Genomic DNA, 16,129 nt, shown 5'->3' on the forward strand with positions numbered 1-16,129 from the left:
GAGCTCTGTGTAACGATTGCGGATGAATTGTCACTGATGGTCACCTTCGCCCAAGGGGGCAGGATGTCCCGGCTGATCCGTACCTTCGCGGCACTCGCGGCGCTCGGGCTCGCGATGGGCTGCTCGTCCGCGCCAGGCGTCGACGAGGCCTCCGTCGTCCGGCGCGCACCCGGGGACGGGGCACCCGCCCGGTCCCCCTTCTGGGTCGACCCCGCCAGTCCGGCCGCCCAGCAGATCGAGCTGTGGAACAGACAGGGCCGCACGGCGGACGCCGAGTTGCTGAAGCGGATCGCCGACCAGCCGGCCGCGCTGTGGCCCGCGGGCGAAGACCCGGGGTCGATCATCAGGGCGGCGACCTCGGCGGCCGCGCAGGACGGGCGGACGACGCTGTTCGTCGCGTACGACATTCCGCACCGCGACTGCGGGCAGCACTCGGCGGGCGGGGCGGACGACGCGAGCGCCTACCGGACGTGGATCGGGAGGTTCGCGGACGCGCTGGCCGACAGCAAGGCCCTGGTGATCCTCGAACCCGACGCCGTCGCGCACATCGTGGACGGGTGCACACCTGGCGAATACCACGCGGAGCGCGAGCAGTTGCTCTCGGAGGCGATCGTCCGGCTGAAGCAGCAGCCCAACACCAAGGTGTACCTCGACGCCGGCAACCCCGCCTGGATCGAGGAGCCCGGGAAGCTCGTCGAACCGCTGCGCCGTGCCGGGATCGCCGGTGCCGACGGCTTCTCCCTGAACGTCTCCAACTTCCAGACGGACGCGGTGACCAAGAAGTACGGCGTCGAGCTCTCGCGGGACCTCGGCGGCAAGCACTTCGTGATCGACAGCAGCCGCAACGGCAACGGGCCACTGAGCGGTGACCGGGGCGAGGCCTGGTGCAACCCGCCCGGCCGGGCACTGGGAACCAGACCGACCACCGAGACCGGCGAGTCCGCCCTCGACGCCTATCTGTGGATCAAGCGGCCCGGGGAGTCGGACGGTGAGTGCCGCGGCGGACCGGCGGCGGGGCAGTGGTGGCCGGACTACGCCCTGGGGCTGGCACGCAACTCCAAGGCATAGCAGGCCAGTTCACTCGACCTGAATCCACTTGGCCACCGACGGCGTTCCCTCCCCGTCCGTCACGAACAGCATGTACCAGCCCGGCGGCACCAGCGCCCGGTCGCCCGGTACCTCCACGGTGACCGAGTTCCCGGTCTTGCTGAGGCCGAGTTCGATGGAGCGCTGCTCGACGTCCGTCGTGTGCGTGACCGCGCTCGGGCGCATCAGCCGGGCCTTGACCACCCGCTCCGGATGCTCGGTGGCGAAGGTCGCGCGCCGCTTGCTGTCGAGAGCCTCCGGGCCGTCGCCGAGCACCGGGCGGTTCTCGCTGTTCCTGTGCAGGGCGGGCGGGGTGAAGATCTCCATGCGCTGCTCGAAGTGGCCGAGCTTGGTGTTCTGCTGGTCGTCGAAGAGCGGGTCGGACCCGAAGGTGGCGACGCGGCCGTCGGGCAGCAGCAGGGCCTCGGAGTGGTAGTTGCGGCCGACTTTCGGGGAGGCGGCCTCGTGGAAGGCGTTGGCCTTGGGGTCGTAGAACTGCGCCTTGAGGATGTTGCTGGCGCTGCGGCCGCGGTAGTCCTCGGAACCGTTGGTGGTGAACACCGAGTCGTCCGGCATGATCACGCTGTTCAGATACCGGGTTCCCTGGGGGAGGTTGGGCCCGTCCTCGAAGGCGGGGCTGCCCTTCTTCAGGTCGACGACGGCGGTGCGCGGGGTCGACTTCTTGGACTCGCCGACGCCTCCGCCGCCGAGGATCATCACCTTCTGGTCCTGCGCGGGCGGCAGCAGCAGGGAGGCGGAGGTCTCCGTCTCGTCCGGGTCCCGCAGCCCGGGGACCTTCTCGAACTTGTTGGTCTTCAGGTCCCAGATGCCGGGCTCGCGGCCCATCTCGGCAGGCCCGTAACCGGCGTTGGACGCCGGGTAGAAGAGCTTGCCGCCCTTGGTGAGGAAGAGCGCGGGATACGTGGGGAAGTAACGCTTGGGCCCCGGCGTCCACTTCTTGGTCTTCGGGTCGTAGATCTCGTTGTCGCCGGGGTCGATCATGCCGACGTCGTCGAGGCCGGAGACCGCGAGGACCCGCCCGTCGTCGAGCCCGACGAGCGTCGGGTACCAGCGGGCCTTCTGCATGGGATCGACGGGGATGTACTTCTCGGCCTTGGGGTCGAACTCGTAGGCGGCCCTGATCCCCTGGAAGTCCTGCTTGTCCAGGGTGATCTTCTCGGAGAGGCCGTACGTGTTGTTGGCGTCCTCGCCCTTCAGACCGACGATCTCGTACTGGGCCTGCTTGTCGGTGGCCGAGGTCGGGCCGTCCTCGGTGGCCTCCACGAAGACGCGGGCCTCGCTCGCCGTGACCTTCGTCTTCCAGGGCTGCATGACACCCGCCCTGTTGTACGTGACCTGCTGAGTGCGCTTGGCCTTGGGGATCCTGACGTCGACCTTGCTGACGTACTCGACACCCGCGGGCGAGCGGAAGCGGGTGCCCTTCTTCAGGTACACCGCCCTGTCGGGGTTCTCGTTCTTGACGCGCATGCCGCCGCCGGCCCGCTCGACCTCGCTCTCGAGCAGCTCGTAGCGGGCGGTGCCGCCGGCCACCAGCATCCTGCCGCTGGGGAGTTGGGCGTGCCCCGAGCAGAAGAAGTCGTCGGGGGTGGCGATCTTCTTGAAGGTGTCGGTCGCCGGATCCCAGAGCACGGTGTCGAACGAGCCCTTGTCGAACTTCCGCTTCTCGTTCCCCGATCCCGCGACGATCAGCACCTTGCCGGTGTGCAGCAGGGCCGCGTGGATGGCGTTGGTGCGGTAGTCGTCGGGGATGTCGAGGTGGTTCCAGGAGCCGTACTTCGCCTTGTAGCCGGGCTGCGCGATCTTGTACTCGTAGTACGTCTCGCTGGCGAAGCCGACGGCGGCGGGCGCGTTGAGGCCGGCGAGTACGACGATCCCGCCGATGCCCAGCATGGTCTTCTTCGTCTTCTGCGAGGGCTGGTAGGCCATGGCCTAGTTACCTCCTGTCGTGGAGCTGGTGACCGTGGTGGCGCTGCCACTGGTCGCGAGTGCGGGCTCGACGGCCTCGGCGATCCGTGCGGCCGTCGTGTGCGGCACCTGACGTGCCCGGCGTTCCCTGAGCAGCGTGGAGAGCCACACTCCGACCGGGGCCAGCGAGATGGCCATGGCCAGCAACGCCCAGGTGCGCATGGCCACATGGGTGTGGTCGAGGACGACCGACGCGGCGAGCGAGACACCGAGGAGTGCCGCCCAGGTGAGGTGGATACGGAAGGTCAGCAGCCGGTCGGGGTTGGCCTCGCCGCCCTTGGGCGTGACCACGAAGCGGCTGGGGCGGCGGATCAGTGCCTCGCCGAACGACTTGAGGTAGATGGGCGCGGAGAGCGCCGACATCGCCATTCCCGCGAGGCCGCCGGACCCTTCGGGTTCGTGCGGGGAGACGTTGTGCCGCCGGTTCCAGAGGTAGAGCCCGATCTGCAGGGCGGCCGCGTCGCTGTAGAGCATCAGCCAGACGGAGGCGGCGACCTGCGTGCCGGAAGCGCCGAACCACAGGAAGAGGAAGCAACTCAAGATGCCCAGCAGCCAGTTGACGGCCGTCATCGGGTAGTAGACAAGCATCATCGTGTACGAGAAGAGGCGGCCGGGAGGCATCGTGAACGGCGCCTTCCAGAACTGCTTGAACAGCGTCTCGTACGTCCCCCTCGACCAGCGCATCTGCTGGGTGAAGAAGTCCGTCCAGGAGGCGGGCCCCTCACCGACGGCGAGCACGTCCGGGGTGTAGACGGAACGCCAGTGCCTGCCGGTCCCCGGGTTCCGGTGCCGGTGCAGCTCGAACCCGGTGGCCATGTCCTCGGTGATGGAGTCGTACAGGCCGCCGACCTGACGGAGGGCCGCGATGCGGACGACGTTGTTGGTGCCGACGAACATGGGCGCGCGGTAGCAGTTGCCGGCGCGCTGGATCAGCGCGTGGAAGAGGAACTGCTGGGACTCGGCTGCCTTGGTGACGGGGTTCTCGTAGTTGCCGTAGACCTGCGGCCCGACGACGAACGCCACGTCCGGGTCCCGGAAGTAACCCATCATCCGCTCGAGGAAGTTGGCGAGCGGCACGTGGTCGGTGTCGACGGAGGCGAAGAACTCGTACTCCGCGCCGTGCATCGCGATCCACGCGTTGTAGTTGCCGTGTTTGGTACGGGCCTTGTGGACACCCTTGTCGCGGTTCCACTCCGGGACTCCGAACCGGGTGAAGTGCCGGACGCCGAGTTCCGCGCAGAGGGCCTTGGCCTGTTCGTCGTCGCCCTCGTCGAGGAGCCAGACGTCCAGGGGTCCGGTGTGGGTGATCCGGACGGCGCCCTCCAGGGTGGCGCGGAGCATGGCGAGGGGTTCCTTGCCGGGGACGTACGTGGTGAGGAAGGCGACCCGCGTCCCCTCCTGCGGCACTACGGGTATCGGGTCCCGGGCCACCATGGTGGCGTGCGCGATGCTGATCACGTTGACGACCATGAACAGCTCGATCAGGCCGATGGCTATGAGCATCGCGATGTCGAGGCCGACCAGCCAGCGTGCGCCGCCTTCGCGCTCCACCCAGTGGCTCGGCCACACCAGGTAGACGAGGAGTACGCCGGTGAGGATCGGCGCGAAGGTCATCAGCAGGACAGCGCGTATTCGGTGCGGCTCTTTCGAGATGAGCTTGGTGTACTGCACCTGGTACGCCGGACCGGACGGCTGCGTCAGCGGCCCGGCGAGACGGCTGTAGGTGTCGTAGTCGTAGCCCTCGGGCCGCACAGCGCCCTCCAGTGAGTGAACTAGTCCGGTGATCGAACAAGCCGATACCCATACACAAGTGGAGATTTGGTGGCGTGTCGAACTGGGCGCGTCCGAAGGGGTAATCGGCGCCGGTGACCGGACACGACGAAACCCCGGCCCACCGGGACCGGGGTTTCGTCGGACGGGGCTCAGGCGGACAGGTGGCGTTCCACCGTCTCCACCTTCGATGTCAGACCGTCCGTCACGCCGGGGCGGATGTCCGCCTTCAGGACGACAGAGACGCGCGGGGCGCGCTCCTCGACGACGGCGACGGCGCGCTTGACCACGGCCATCACCTCGTCCCAGTCGCCCTCGATCGAGGTGAACATCGCGTCGGTGCGGTTGGGCAGCCCCGATTCGCGGACGACCCGGACGGCGTCGGCGACGTACTCCCCCACGTCGTCGCCGACACCCAGCGGTGTCACGGAGAAGGCGACGATCATGACGTCTCCACCACTCCCTCGCGCCGGGCGCGGGAGGCGATGACCGCGCTCTCGGCCTCGTGCCTGAGCTTGCGCTCGGCGAAGAAGCCGCCGGTGGGCAGGACCGAGAGGACGAAGTAGAGAAGACCGGTGCCCAGGCTCCACTTGGCGCGGCTCCAGGCGTCCGCCCAGAAGATCACGTACAGGACGAAGAGGAGGCCGTGGACCGCGCCCATCACGGGCACCGCGTTGAAGTCCGTGGTCCGCTTCAGCACCGAGCAGACGAGCAGGAGGAGGAAGGAGATCGCCTCCGGGGCCGAGACCAGACGGAGGCGGCGGAGGGCGCTGGCGGTCTTTATGTCCACGGGTCACCTTCGGTGAGAGATGCGCTTTCGGCGGGAATGTCGCTTTGTGAATCCAGGCACAAGCGTTCGGCCCATTGTGGCACCCGGCCGGACGGCGGGAGCCATGAGCCCCCTAGGGGACCGATCAGGGATGAGATCCACCCGTAGGCCCTTTTGGCGGACCGTACCCGGCGGCTACCTTCACCACGTGGCGATGTTCCGACTGCAAGGCAGCAAGGTGCTGGCCGTCGACATGACCGGGGATGCCGTGAAGGCGAAGAACGGCTCCATGGTGGCGTACGACGGTCAGGTGGCCTTCAAGAAGATGAGCGGCGGCGGTGAGGGCGTACGGGGGATGGTGACCCGGCGGCTCACCGGTGAGCAGATGACGGTGATGGAGGTGAAGGGGCACGGGACCTGCTGGTTCGCGGACCGGGCTTCCGAGATCAACCTCGTGAATCTCCAGGGGGACAAGCTGTACGTCGAGTCGAGCAACCTGCTCGTGACGGACGCCGGACTGCGTACGGGCACGACGTTCACCGGCATGCGCGGTGCCACGCAGGGCAACGGTCTGTTCACGACGACCGTCGAGGGCCACGGACAGGCGGCGATCATGTCCGCCGGCCCGGCGGTGGTGCTGCGGGTGAGTTCGCAGTATCCGCTGACCGTCGACCCGGGGGCGTACATCGCGCATCAGGGCAATGTGCGGCAGTCCTTCCAGTCCGGTGTGACCTTCCGCACGTTCATGGGCGAGGGCGGCGGTGAGGCCTTCCAGATCCGCTTCGAGGGCGACGGCCTGGTCTACGTACAGCCCAGCGAACGGAACACGATCGCGGGGGACGTGTGACATGCCCTTCCGTGAGATCAACTCGAAGATGGTCGAGGCCACCGTGCTGCCCGGCCAGCGGATGTTCAGTCAGCGCGGGGCGATGCTCGCCTACAAGGGCGATGTCTCCTTCACGCCCAACATCCAGGGCGGCCAGGGCGGTGTGATGTCCATGCTGGGCCGCCGCCTGGCGAACGAGACCACCCCGCTGATGACCGTCGAGGGCTCCGGCACGGTGCTCTTCGGGCACGGCGGCCACCACATCCAGGTGATCAGCCTCACCGGCGAGACCCTCTACGTCGAGGCGGACCGCCTGCTCGCCTTCGACGGCGCGCTCCAGCAGGGCACGATGTTCATGGGCTCGCAGGGCGGGGTGATGGGCATGGTGCGCGGTCAGGTGAGCGGCCAGGGACTCTTCACGACCACCCTCAAGGGGCACGGCGCGGTCGCCGTGATGGCCCACGGAGGCGTTTTCGAGATCCCGATCACCCCGCAGCGCCCGGTCCACGTCGACCCGCAGGCGTATGTCGCCCACCACGGCGACGTCCGCAACAAACTGTCCACCGCGCTCGGCTGGCGCGACATGGTGGGCCGCGGCTCGGGCGAGGCCTTCCAGTTGGAGCTGAGCGGTAACGGCGCGGTGTACGTCCAGGCCTCGGAGGAGAAGCTGTGAGCGGATACGGGGCTTCGGGGCCGGTCGTCCACGACCCGATGACGCTGCCGGTCGACGACAACGTCAACAACTACACCTTCTGCGTGGAGCTCAAGGGGAGCCAGTGGTTCCTCCAGAAGGGCAAGATGATCGCCTACTACGGGTCGATCGACTTCAACGGCGTCGGACACGGCCGGCTCGACCGACTTGTCCGTACGTCGTTCCATTCGCCTCTGCACGCGAGCGACTGGGTCGTGGCCGAGGGCTCGGGCAAGATGCTGCTCGCCGACCGGGCCTTCGACGTGAATTCGTACGATCTGGAGAACGGCAACCTGACCATTCGCTCAGGCAACCTCCTCGCTTTTCAGCCAACTCTCGCGCTCAAGCAGTCGATCGTGCCGGGCTTCCTGACTCTCATCGGAACGGGCAAGTTCGTGGCCGCGTCCAACGGCCCGGTGGTGTTCATGGAACCCCCGATTCGGGTGGACCCGCAGGCCCTGGTCGGCTGGGCCGACTGCCCCTCCCCCTGCCACCACTACGACCACGGGTACATGACAGGCGTAATGGGCGGTCTACGTGCGATGACGGGCATCGGCGGGGCCTCCGGCGAGGAGCATCAGTTCGAGTTCGTGGGGGCCGGCACGGTACTGCTCCAGTCCACCGAGACCCTGATGGCCGAGCAGGCCACGGGGGCGGTCCCGCAACAGGCCGGAGTACCCGGCGGGGGCGGGGTGCCCGGCCAGCACGGACAGCAGCCCGGCGCACCACGCCTTCCCGGACAGCTGGGAGACCTCCAGCGTCGCTTCGGGCTGTGAGCGGTAGTCTGCGGAGTGTGACATCGAACGCGTGCGCGTAGTCACACCACCCTCAGTAGTTCGCCTTTCAACATTTTAGGTAGACTTCACTTATGGAGACCGAGACGGCCACGCGCTGGCTGACCAATGCGGAGCAGTGTGCCTGGCGCACCCAGCTGGAGGTCAACAGGCTGTTGACCTACCAGCTCGAGAGGGACCTGCAACCGTTCGGCCTGACCATGAACGACTACGAGATCCTCGTGAACCTCTCCGAGTCGGAGGGTGTACGCATGCGAATGAGTGACCTCGCGTCCGCCACCCTCCAGTCCAAGAGCCGTCTCTCGCACCAGATCACCCGCATGGAGAACGCGGACCTGGTGCGCCGGGAGAACTGCGAGTCCGACCGCCGGGGGCTGTACGCGGTCCTCACCGACCACGGCATGGAGACGATGCGGAAGGTCGCACCGCACCATGTGGCATCCGTCCGCCGGCACTTCATGGACCTGCTCTCGCCGGAGGCGCTGGAGGAGCTCCACAAGACGCTGACGCCGATCGCGGACCATCTGCGGGGGCAGCGCGGCAAGCCGTAGCGCTCCGCTGGGTAGGCCGACTTTGACTGCGGGCCGGCTTTGACGTCGGGTCCGTTGTGGCTGCGGGTCCGCTGGTAGCTGCGGGTCCGCTGTGGCTGGTCGCGTAGTTCCCCGCGCCCCTCAGGGGGCACCAGGCAGCCTGAGTTCGAAGAGTGCGCCCCCTCCAGGTGCTTCTCCGACGGTGAGTGTTCCTCCGTGTCTTACCGCCACATCTCGCGCGATGGCGAGGCCGAGGCCGGCCCCGCCGTCGTCGCGGCTGCGGGCGTCGTCGAGTCGTACGAACCGCTCGAAGACGCGCTCGCGTTCCTCGGGCGGGACGCCCGCCCCGTCGTCGCCGACCCGGAGAACGGCCCACCCTCCTTCCGTACGCACGCTCACCGCGACCCGCTCCCGTGCGTGCCGCTGAGCGTTGTCCAGCAGGTTGCCGAGCACTCTCGCCAGCTGTCCCCGGGAGCCGGTCACCTCGACCACCGGGGCTTCGGCCGTCACCCCGGCCCGGCCGGCCGCTTCCTCCCGTACGACCGCCCCGAGGTCGAAGCGCGTGTCCGCGGGCCTCTCCCCCGCGTCCAGCCGAGCGAGCAGCAGCAGATCGGCGGCGAGCCGCTGGAGTCGTACGGTGTCCGCGACGGCCCCCGCCACATCGAGCAGTTCCGGGTGCGCGGCGCCCACTTCGAGCTGGGTGCGGAGCGAGGCGATGGGGCTGCGCAGTTCGTGCGAGGCGTCGGCGACGAACCGCCGCTGCCTTTCGACGGACTGTTCGAGCGCGGCCAGCGTCTCGTTGGTCGTGCGCGCCAGTCCGGCGACCTCGTCGTGCGTGTCCGGCACGGGGACGCGCCGCGCCAGATCCTCGGAGGCCGTGATGGCGGCCATCTCGCTCCGGATGCCCTCGACGGGCCGCAGCGCACGCCGGGTGACCCACCAGGTGACCCCGGCCACCACGACGAGGAGCAGCGGGAATCCGATCAGCATGACGGTCAGCGCGGTGCGTACGGCGCTCTGTTCGGCGGCCAGCGGCGCCCCGGCATGCACGGTGAGCGTGCCCTTGCCCGGCACCTCCACCGTGACCGCGGCGAACCGGTAGTCCTCCGCGTCCCCGTCGATGGTGGCGGAGCCATCGCTGAAGGCCGTCTCCTCGCCGATCTCGCCGGGTTCGAGGGACTCGTCGTCCCCGCCGTCGTCATCAGGACCGTCGCCGTCGCCGTCACCGGTCGCGGGGGCCTGTGGCCGTACGGCGCCGACCCCCGTCCCGCTGATCCGCTCCAGCTCCTCGCTCGCGGCGACCAGCGTCCCTTCCTCGTCGACGATCTGGACCGGACGGTCGTCGTCGTCCAGCGACAACCGGTCGTAGGCCTGCCCGCCCGCGAGATCGGCGGCGACCGACCGGGCGGCCCGCTCGGCCTGCGTACTGGCCTCCCCGCTCAGGTTGGACCGCAGGGACAGCGTCACCGCGGCCCCGGCGGCGAGCAGCGCGACAGCGACGACCAGGGTCGCCCCCAGCGTGGCCCGCGCCCGCACGGACCCGAAGAGGCGGCTCATCGCGACTCCAGGCGGTAACCGGCGCCGCGAACCGTCCGGATGAGGGCGGCGCCCAGCTTCCGGCGCAGTGTGCTGACGTACACCTCGACGATGTTCGGATCCCCGTCGTACGCGAAGTCCCAGACGTGGTCGAGGATGTCGGCCTTGGAGACGACCTCCCCGGCGCGCACCACGAGCTGTTCGAGGACCGCGAACTCCTTTGCCGTCAGCGTGACTTCGTCCTCGCCGCGGAAGACGCGCCGCGCGGCGGTGTCGACCTTCAGGTCGCCGACCACCCGCACGGGCGAGGCACCGGCCTGCCCGCGCCGCCTCAGCAACGCCTTCACCCGCGCCACCAGCACCACGTACGAGAACGGCTTGGTCAGGTAGTCGTCGGCGCCGGTGTCGAGCCCCTCGGCCTCGTCGTACTCGCCGTCCTTCGCGGTGAGCATCAGGATCGGTACCTCGTGGCCGGCGGCGCGGAGGGCGGAGCACACGCGGTAGCCGTTCATGCCGGGCAGCATGATGTCGAGGACGACGAGGTCGTACGTCCCCTCACCGGCCCGGTGCAGCCCTTCGAGCCCGTCGTGGACGACGTCCACGGCGTAACCCTCGGCCATCAGGCCCCTGGCGAGCGACAGGGCCAGCCGCTTCTCGTCCTCCACGATCAACAGGCGCATGGGAACAGCGTCGCAAACCGAACCTGAAGAAGGCTTCAGGCGGCTTCAGCCTGCCTTCAGCGTCCGTCGCGCAGTTTGGTCCCCGTCGAACGGCGCCGCATCGCGTCGTACGGGTTCAACTCGGGAGGAAACCCATGAAGCGCAACATCGTCATCGCCACCATCGCTGCCGCGGCCCTGGTCGGGGGTGGCACGGCGACGGCCCTCGCGGTCACGGATGACGACGGGGCGCCGACGCCGCGGTCGGGCGAGCGGGCGGCGTCCGAGGTCCGGGACGACGACGTACTCGATGACGAGGACGGTCAGGACGACGACGTCACCGAGGTGAAGTCCCCGAAGACGACGGCGGCGGACGCGCTCACCGCAGCCCTGCGCCACACGCCGGGGACCGCGGTCTCCGCGGAACTGGACGACGAGGACGACGCGGACGACGACACCGGCGCCGACGTCGTGACCTGGGACATCGGCATCCTCGACAGCGCGGGCAGCTGGCACAGCGTCCACGTCGACCCCGGCACGGGCAAGGTCCTCTCCTCCCGCACGGAGCGCGAGGACGCCGACGACACCGCCCGGGTCCGGGCCGCCCTGGAGGGCAGCTCCACCTCCGCCGCCGAGGCCGCGGAAGCCGCCGCGGCGCAGGGCACGGTCACCTCGATCGAGCTGGACGAGGACGCCGGCTCCCCCGCGTGGGAGGCCGAGACCCGGGCGCGGAACGGCACGGGACACGACTGGCTGGTCGGCCTCCGCACGGCCCAGGTCACCCCGGACCGCTCGTCGGACGACGACTGAGGCCACCGCGCCGCGGACGGTCGGAGCGGACGGTCAGACCCGGCTGGGAGCCTCCGCCTGAGCGGGGGTTCCCGGCGAGGCCGGCGGGCGGCGTACGCCGCTCGCGGAGACCAGGGCCGCGGCGAGCGCCACTGAGCCCGAGACCACGAAGCACCACCCCAGGGACAGCCGGCCCACCAGCAGGCCCACCCCGGCGGCGCCGGCCGAACTCCCGGCGTTCACGGCGGTGTTGACCCAGGCGCCCGCCTGGGTGCGGAAACCGGGGAGCGCCGACTCGTCCGCGATCAGGTAGGACGTGGTCAGCGCCGGGGCCACGAAGAAGCCGGCACAGGCCACGGCGACCGTCAGGGTGCCGAGGCCCGGCGCCGACGCGGCGGCCAGCAGAGCGAGTCCCACGCCGCCGGCCATCAGCGGCAGCCGTGTCCGTGCGGACGTACGCCAGTCGACGGCGCCGTTCAGCAGACCGCCCAGCGCGCTGCCCGCGGACAGGGCGGCGAGCACCCAGGCCACCACGTCGTCGCCGTACCGGCGCTGCTCCGCGAAGGCGATCACCAGCAGGTCCACGGCGCCCAGCGCGAGCCCGACACCCGCCGCGACGACGACGGGCTGTGCGAGGGCGCGGCCGCCGCGCAGCCGGCCCCGGGAGCGCCGGGACCTCGCCGTGGGGGGGGGGGCGCCCCCCCCCCCCCCCGCCCCGCCGCCCCCCCCCGGGGCGGGCGCCCCCCCCCCCCCCCCGGGCGCCCCCCCCCCGGCCCGGGGCGCGCCCCCCCCCCGCGGGGCCGCGGCGGGGGGGGGGGGGGGGGGGGCCGCCGCGCCGCGGGCCGGGGGGGGGGGGGGCCCGGGGGGGGGGGGGCCGCCCCCCCCCCACGACCGGCGACAGGACGAACGCGACGGTGCCGGTCCACACCAGCACCGCGCTGAGCGCGACCGCGGCGGCCGGGGACGCGAACCGCAGCACACCGCCCACCAGCAGTGGCCCGGAGACGAAGAGGATCTCCTCCGCCACGCCGTCCAGGCTGTACGCCCGCTGCAACAGCAGCCGGTCCTCGACGACCTCGCCCCAGACGGCGCGCATCGTGGGACCCAGCGGTGGCGTACAGGCGCCCGCGGCCACGGCCAGCGCGCCGAGTACCACCGTCGGTGCTCCCGGGCGCCAGGCGGTCGCCGCGAAGGTGCCGAGCAGTGCCGCGTAGAGCGACGCCATGGGGAGGAGGGCACGGCGGGGGCCGTACCGGTCGATCAGGGCCGCCCTCGCGGGCGACAGGAACACGCTCATGGCGCCGAACAGCGCCAGGACCGTGCCGGCCACGGCGTACGACCCGGTCGCCCGGGTCACTGTCAGCAGGATGGCCAGGGAGACCATGCCGTACGACAGCCTGCCGACGAGGGCGGCGGTGAAGGTTCGGCGGGCGTGGGGGATGCGGAGGACGGCGGCGTACGAAGGCCGCCGCGAGGTTTTCGCGGACATGGATGTTCCTCGGTGAGAGGGCGATAGGGGGCACGGGGGTGCCGCGACGGTGTCGCGGGCCTCGGCCCGCCCTATGCCATGAGGAGGAACATGCGGCCCAACTTAACAGCGGGTCCTGGAAGTTGGCCAGGGAGACGTTTCTTCGCCCCCTCCGCCCCTTCCCGTCCCGTTCATCGCGCTGCGCGCTCGTCCTCAAACGCCGGACGGGCTGAAAACTTTCAGCCCTCCGGCGTTTGAGGAGCGGGGGTTCGGGGGCGGAGCCCCCGAGGGACGGAAATGGGAAGGGGCGGAGGGGGCGAGAAACCCTTCACTACGCCTCCCTCAGGCCCTCCACCAGCGAATCCGCCGCCCGGTAGGGATCCAGCTCGCCCGCGACGATCCGCTCGGCGAGTGCGCTGAGGCGGCGGTCGCCGTGCAGGTCGCCGATGCGTTGCCGGAGCGCGGTGACGGCGATGGTCTCGACCTCGTGGGACGCCCGGGCGCGGCGCCGCTCGATGAGCACCCCGCGCTCCTCCATCCACGCGCGGTGCTTCTCCAGAGCCTCGACGACCTCGTCGATCCCCTCGCCCCGCGCGGCGACGGTCTTGACGATCGGCGGACGCCACTCCCCGGGCCCGCGGGACTCCCCGAGGCTGAGCATGTGGTTCAGTTCGCGGGCCGTCGCGTCGGCCCCGTCCCGGTCGGCCTTGTTGACGACGTACACGTCGCCGATCTCGAGGATGCCCGCCTTGGCCGCCTGGATGCCGTCGCCCATGCCGGGGGCGAGGAGGACGACCGAGGTGTCGGCCTGGGACGCGATCTCGACCTCGGACTGGCCGACGCCGACCGTCTCGACGAGGATCACGTCGCAGCCCGCCGCGTCCAGGACGCGGATCGCCTGGGGGGCCGCCCAGGCGAGTCCCCCGAGGTGGCCCCGGGTCGCCATGGAGCGGATGAAGACGCCGGGGTCGGAGGCGTGCTCGGACATCCGCACGCGGTCGCCGAGCAGGGCGCCTCCGGAGAACGGCGAGGACGGGTCGACGGCGAGGACGCCGACCCGCCTGCCCTGCCGCCGGTACGCCGTCACGAGCGCCGAAGTGGATGTCGACTTGCCCACGCCGGGCGACCCCGTGAGACCGACGACGTACGCGTTCCCGGCGAGCGGTGCCAGCGCCGCCATGACCTCGCGGAGCTGCTCGGACGCCCCCTCCACCAGGGAGATCAGCCGGGCCACGGCCCGCGGCCGGCCTTCCCTGGCCTGGGCCACCAGCGTGGGGACGTCCTGCATCACAGCTCCGTTCGGGGTCGTACGAAAAGGCGGAAGGTGTCAGCCCCTGGGTACCCGCACGATCAGCGCGTCACCCTGCCCGCCGCCGCCGCAGAGCGCGGCGGCGCCCACACCGCCGCCCCGCCGCTTCAGCTCCAGGGCAAGGTGCAGGACGAGCCGGGCGCCGGACATCCCGATCGGGTGACCCAGGGCGATGGCTCCGCCGTTGACGTTCACCTTGTCGGTGGACACCCCGAGGTCCTTCATTGACTGCACGGCGACCGCGGCGAAGGCTTCGTTGATCTCGATCAGGTCGAGGTCGGAGACCTCCAGGCCCTCCTTCGTCAGGGCGTGCCGGATGGCGTTGGACGGCTGCGACTGGAGCGAGTTGTCCGGCCCCGCGACGTTCCCGTGGGCGCCGATCTCGGCGATCCACTCGAGGCCCAGCTCCTGTGCCTTCGCCTTGCTCATGACGACGACCGCGGCGGCGCCGTCCGAGATCTGGGACGCCGAGCCGGCCGTGATCGTGCCGTCCCTGGTGAAGGCGGGACGGAGCTTGCCCAGCGACTGGGCGGTCGTCTCGGCGCGGATGCCCTCGTCCTGGCTGAAGACGACGGGCTCGCCCTTGCGCTGCGGGATCTCGACCGGCGTGATCTCCGCCTCGAAGATGCCGTCCTTCTGGGCGGCGGCCGCGCGCTGGTGCGAGAGGGCGGCGATCTCGTCCTGCTCGGGACGGGCGATGCCGAGCCGGGTGTTGTGCTTCTCCGTCGACTCGCCCATGGCGATGTTCTCGAAGGCGTCGGTCAGGCCGTCGTGCGCCATGGCGTCGAGCATCTCGATCGCGCCGTACTTGTGGCCTTCGCGGGACTTCGGGAGGAGGTGGGGCGCGTTCGTCATGGATTCCTGGCCGCCCGCGACGACGATCTCGAACTCACCTGCACGGATGAGCTGATCGGCGAGCGCGATGGCGTCGAGGCCCGAGAGGCACACCTTGTTGATGGTGAGCGCCGGGACGCTCATCGGGATGCCCGCCCTGACCGCGGCCTGGCGTGCCGGGATCTGCCCTGCCCCGGCCTGGAGCACCTGGCCCATGATCACGTACTGCACCTGGTCGCCACCGATTCCCGCACGGTCGAGGGCGGCCTTGATCGCGAAGCCGCCGAGGTCGGCGCCGGAGAAGGACTTCAGCGAGCCCAGCAACCGTCCCATGGGCGTCCGGGCGCCCGCGACGATCACCGAGGTACTGCTGTTCGTTCCAGACATGAGGTGCGATCCCCTTTCAGCTGCACAGCTGAGGAGTGAACGAGTTGGGGGGTCTTGAGGGGATCCCCCCAGATGAGGGTGTACCTGAATGTACTGAGCGGTAGGCCACGCGTCATCCGGCCCGGAGTGTGATCGCGCGCACGTTGCGTAACCACCTCAGGAGCGCTGCACTGACTCCATGCTGACGCGAATCGACCACATCGGGATCGCCTGTTTCGACCTTGACCGGACCGTCGAGTTCTACCGGGCCACGTACGGCTTCGAGGTCTTCCACTCCGAGGTCAACGAGGAGCAGGGCGTCCGGGAGGCCATGCTCAAGATCAACGAGACGTCCGACGGCGGCGCCTCCTATCTCCAGCTGCTCGAACCCACCCGCGAGGACTCCGCCGTCGGGAAGTGGCTGGCCAAGAACGGCGAGGGTGTCCATCACATCGCCTTCGGCACGGCGGACGTCGACGCCGACGCGGCGGACATCAGGGACAAAGGCGTACGAGTGCTGTATGACGAGCCCCGACGCGGGTCGATGGGCTCCCGGATCACGTTCCTGCATCCAAAGGATTGCCATGGTGTCCTGACAGAACTGGTCACTTCGGCGCCAGTTGAGTCACCTGAGCACTGACCCTCGTACATATGGGCCGGTAGGGTTGGGGGACGGCCGTCGCCTCTTCGGGGCGGCCCGGATCCTTGTTGAGGGGA

Annotated in this window: 16 protein-coding genes and 1 pseudogene; 8 read left to right on the forward strand and 9 right to left on the reverse strand. The window is 70.0% G+C overall.

What is annotated here, in order from left to right:
* Positions 1–63 precede the first annotated feature (63 nt).
* On the forward strand, positions 64–1,068 hold the full coding sequence (locus ACIBLC_RS17605; protein ID WP_399211853.1) for a glycoside hydrolase family 6 protein: 1,005 nt from the start codon (positions 64–66) through the stop codon (positions 1,066–1,068).
* Positions 1,069–1,077: 9 nt separating this feature from the next.
* Here the strand turns inward: ACIBLC_RS17605 and ACIBLC_RS17610 are convergent, their stop codons facing one another.
* The 4 genes from ACIBLC_RS17610 to ACIBLC_RS17625 form a co-directional block, all read right to left on the reverse strand.
* A complete protein-coding gene (locus ACIBLC_RS17610) occupies positions 1,078–3,033 on the reverse strand; it encodes a galactose oxidase-like domain-containing protein (protein ID WP_399211854.1) in 1,956 nt (651 codons plus the stop codon).
* 3 nt (positions 3,034–3,036) lie between these two features.
* On the reverse strand, positions 3,037–4,824 hold the full coding sequence (locus ACIBLC_RS17615) for a glycosyltransferase family 2 protein (RefSeq protein WP_399211855.1): 1,788 nt from the start codon (positions 4,822–4,824) through the stop codon (positions 3,037–3,039).
* Between the two features lie 170 nt (positions 4,825–4,994).
* The gene (locus ACIBLC_RS17620; protein WP_399211856.1) at positions 4,995–5,288 is read right to left on the reverse strand and encodes an MTH1187 family thiamine-binding protein; all 294 of its coding nucleotides are present in this window, start codon (positions 5,286–5,288) and stop codon (positions 4,995–4,997) included.
* The gene (locus ACIBLC_RS17625) at positions 5,285–5,632 is read right to left on the reverse strand and encodes a DUF3817 domain-containing protein (RefSeq protein WP_399211857.1); all 348 of its coding nucleotides are present in this window, start codon (positions 5,630–5,632) and stop codon (positions 5,285–5,287) included. The genes ACIBLC_RS17620 and ACIBLC_RS17625 overlap by 4 nt, the downstream gene beginning before the upstream one ends.
* Positions 5,633–5,825: 193 nt before the next feature.
* On the opposite strand from ACIBLC_RS17625, the gene ACIBLC_RS17630 reads away from it, so the two are divergent.
* The 4 genes from ACIBLC_RS17630 (at position 5,826) to ACIBLC_RS17645 (ending at position 8,473) form a co-directional block, all read left to right on the forward strand.
* Complete coding sequence (locus ACIBLC_RS17630) at positions 5,826–6,458, forward strand: AIM24 family protein (protein WP_399212192.1); 633 nt, start codon at positions 5,826–5,828, stop codon at positions 6,456–6,458.
* A gap of 1 nt (position 6,459) precedes the next feature.
* The gene (locus tag ACIBLC_RS17635) at positions 6,460–7,110 is read left to right on the forward strand and encodes an AIM24 family protein (RefSeq protein WP_399211858.1); all 651 of its coding nucleotides are present in this window, start codon (positions 6,460–6,462) and stop codon (positions 7,108–7,110) included.
* Positions 7,107–7,904: an AIM24 family protein gene (locus ACIBLC_RS17640; protein WP_399211859.1), complete on the forward strand. Its 798-nt coding sequence runs from the start codon at positions 7,107–7,109 to the stop codon at positions 7,902–7,904. The genes ACIBLC_RS17635 and ACIBLC_RS17640 overlap by 4 nt, the downstream gene beginning before the upstream one ends.
* 92 nt (positions 7,905–7,996) lie before the next feature.
* Positions 7,997–8,473: a MarR family winged helix-turn-helix transcriptional regulator gene (locus ACIBLC_RS17645; protein WP_399211860.1), complete on the forward strand. Its 477-nt coding sequence runs from the start codon at positions 7,997–7,999 to the stop codon at positions 8,471–8,473.
* Positions 8,474–8,593: 120 nt separating this feature from the next.
* On the opposite strand, the gene ACIBLC_RS17650 is transcribed toward ACIBLC_RS17645, so the two are convergent.
* Both ACIBLC_RS17650 and ACIBLC_RS17655 read right to left on the reverse strand, forming a co-directional pair.
* On the reverse strand, positions 8,594–10,009 hold the full coding sequence (locus ACIBLC_RS17650) for an ATP-binding protein (RefSeq protein WP_399211861.1): 1,416 nt from the start codon (positions 10,007–10,009) through the stop codon (positions 8,594–8,596).
* Positions 10,006–10,668 carry a response regulator transcription factor gene (locus ACIBLC_RS17655; RefSeq protein ID WP_399211862.1) on the reverse strand — a complete coding sequence of 221 codons (663 nt, stop codon included), beginning with the start codon at positions 10,666–10,668 and terminating at the stop codon, positions 10,006–10,008. Before ACIBLC_RS17655 ends, ACIBLC_RS17650 begins: the two co-directional genes overlap by 4 nt.
* Positions 10,669–10,802: 134 nt before the next feature.
* Here ACIBLC_RS17655 and ACIBLC_RS17660 point away from each other — a divergent pair, with 134 nt between their 5' ends.
* Positions 10,803–11,456 (forward strand): PepSY domain-containing protein, encoded by a 654-nt coding sequence (locus ACIBLC_RS17660; RefSeq protein WP_399211863.1) that lies wholly within the window; start codon positions 10,803–10,805, stop codon positions 11,454–11,456.
* Positions 11,457–11,489: 33 nt separating this feature from the next.
* On the opposite strand, the pseudogene ACIBLC_RS17665 reads toward ACIBLC_RS17660, so the two are convergent.
* A pseudogene (locus tag ACIBLC_RS17665) lies at positions 11,490–12,804 on the reverse strand (MFS transporter).
* Here ACIBLC_RS17665 and ACIBLC_RS17670 point away from each other — a divergent pair.
* Positions 12,731–12,940 (forward strand): hypothetical protein, encoded by a 210-nt coding sequence (locus ACIBLC_RS17670; protein ID WP_399212208.1) that lies wholly within the window; start codon positions 12,731–12,733, stop codon positions 12,938–12,940. The pseudogene ACIBLC_RS17665 and the gene ACIBLC_RS17670 overlap by 74 nt on opposite strands.
* Before the next feature lie 294 nt (positions 12,941–13,234).
* Here the strand turns inward: ACIBLC_RS17670 and meaB are convergent, their stop codons facing one another.
* Both meaB and ACIBLC_RS17680 read right to left on the reverse strand, forming a co-directional pair.
* Positions 13,235–14,191 (reverse strand): methylmalonyl Co-A mutase-associated GTPase MeaB, encoded by a 957-nt coding sequence (gene meaB / locus ACIBLC_RS17675; RefSeq protein WP_399211864.1) that lies wholly within the window; start codon positions 14,189–14,191, stop codon positions 13,235–13,237.
* Positions 14,192–14,230: 39 nt separating this feature from the next.
* Positions 14,231–15,433 carry an acetyl-CoA C-acetyltransferase gene (locus ACIBLC_RS17680; RefSeq protein ID WP_399211865.1) on the reverse strand — a complete coding sequence of 401 codons (1,203 nt, stop codon included), beginning with the start codon at positions 15,431–15,433 and terminating at the stop codon, positions 14,231–14,233.
* Positions 15,434–15,611: 178 nt separating this feature from the next.
* On the opposite strand from ACIBLC_RS17680, the gene mce reads away from it, so the two are divergent.
* Positions 15,612–16,052 carry a methylmalonyl-CoA epimerase gene (gene mce, locus ACIBLC_RS17685; RefSeq protein ID WP_399211867.1) on the forward strand — a complete coding sequence of 147 codons (441 nt, stop codon included), beginning with the start codon at positions 15,612–15,614 and terminating at the stop codon, positions 16,050–16,052.
* Positions 16,053–16,129: the final 77 nt, after the last annotated feature.

Origin of the sequence: Streptomyces sp. NPDC050535, from assembly GCF_044457665.1 — a bacterium.
In the GTDB taxonomy this organism is placed as follows: Bacteria; Actinomycetota; Actinomycetes; order Streptomycetales; family Streptomycetaceae; genus Streptomyces.

Coding starts and splice junctions, on each gene's coding strand:
- ACIBLC_RS17605 (WP_399211853.1), top strand. CDS start 64: ATGTCCCGGCTGATCCGTACCTTCGCGGCACTCGCGGCGCTCGGGCTC.
- ACIBLC_RS17610 (WP_399211854.1), bottom strand. CDS start 3,033: ATGGCCTACCAGCCCTCGCAGAAGACGAAGAAGACCATGCTGGGCATC.
- ACIBLC_RS17620 (WP_399211856.1), bottom strand. CDS start 5,288: ATGATCGTCGCCTTCTCCGTGACACCGCTGGGTGTCGGCGACGACGTG.
- ACIBLC_RS17630 (WP_399212192.1), top strand. CDS start 5,826: ATGTTCCGACTGCAAGGCAGCAAGGTGCTGGCCGTCGACATGACCGGG.
- ACIBLC_RS17635 (WP_399211858.1), top strand. CDS start 6,460: ATGCCCTTCCGTGAGATCAACTCGAAGATGGTCGAGGCCACCGTGCTG.
- ACIBLC_RS17645 (WP_399211860.1), top strand. CDS start 7,997: ATGGAGACCGAGACGGCCACGCGCTGGCTGACCAATGCGGAGCAGTGT.
- ACIBLC_RS17650 (WP_399211861.1), bottom strand. CDS start 10,009: ATGAGCCGCCTCTTCGGGTCCGTGCGGGCGCGGGCCACGCTGGGGGCG.
- ACIBLC_RS17655 (WP_399211862.1), bottom strand. CDS start 10,668: ATGCGCCTGTTGATCGTGGAGGACGAGAAGCGGCTGGCCCTGTCGCTC.
- ACIBLC_RS17660 (WP_399211863.1), top strand. CDS start 10,803: ATGAAGCGCAACATCGTCATCGCCACCATCGCTGCCGCGGCCCTGGTC.
- ACIBLC_RS17670 (WP_399212208.1), top strand. CDS start 12,731: ATGGCGCCGAACAGCGCCAGGACCGTGCCGGCCACGGCGTACGACCCG.
- meaB (WP_399211864.1), bottom strand. CDS start 14,191: ATGCAGGACGTCCCCACGCTGGTGGCCCAGGCCAGGGAAGGCCGGCCG.
- ACIBLC_RS17680 (WP_399211865.1), bottom strand. CDS start 15,433: ATGTCTGGAACGAACAGCAGTACCTCGGTGATCGTCGCGGGCGCCCGG.
- mce (WP_399211867.1), top strand. CDS start 15,612: ATGCTGACGCGAATCGACCACATCGGGATCGCCTGTTTCGACCTTGAC.